Origin of the sequence: Reyranella sp. (assembly GCF_052439685.1) — a bacterium.
Taxonomy (GTDB): Bacteria; Pseudomonadota; Alphaproteobacteria; order Reyranellales; family Reyranellaceae; genus Reyranella.
Genome location: NZ_JBQVQG010000068.1, coordinates 1 through 277, shown reverse-complemented (window position 1 = coordinate 277; position 277 = coordinate 1). Strand labels below are relative to the sequence as shown.

Annotated in this window: 1 protein-coding gene; it reads right to left on the bottom strand. The window is 67.9% G+C overall.

The features are described from left to right. A partial coding sequence (gene tnpB / locus ACT6UX_RS30315) for an IS66 family insertion sequence element accessory protein TnpB (protein WP_444778852.1) occupies positions 1-165 on the bottom strand: 165 nt, incomplete at its 3' end. Positions 166-277 lie beyond the last annotated feature (112 nt).

Genomic DNA, 277 nt, shown 5'->3' with positions numbered 1-277 from the left:
CTTCACCCGGTCCGCCCGCTTAGCCCGGAACACGTAGATCTCGCCGCTGAACGGATCGGTGCCCAGCTGCTCCTTTACTAACGCCGCCAAGCCGTCCATCCCTTTGCGGAAGTCGACCGGCTTGGTGGCGACCAGGACCCGCAGCGGGCCTGGCGGGATGATCATGACGTCGCCTTCAGCGCCCGCACGATCGCCGCCACCGTCGCGCCGTCGGCGCCGCGCAGCACACGCACCTTAATGCCGCCGGCCTCGATCTCCATCATGGTCACTGCCGGTC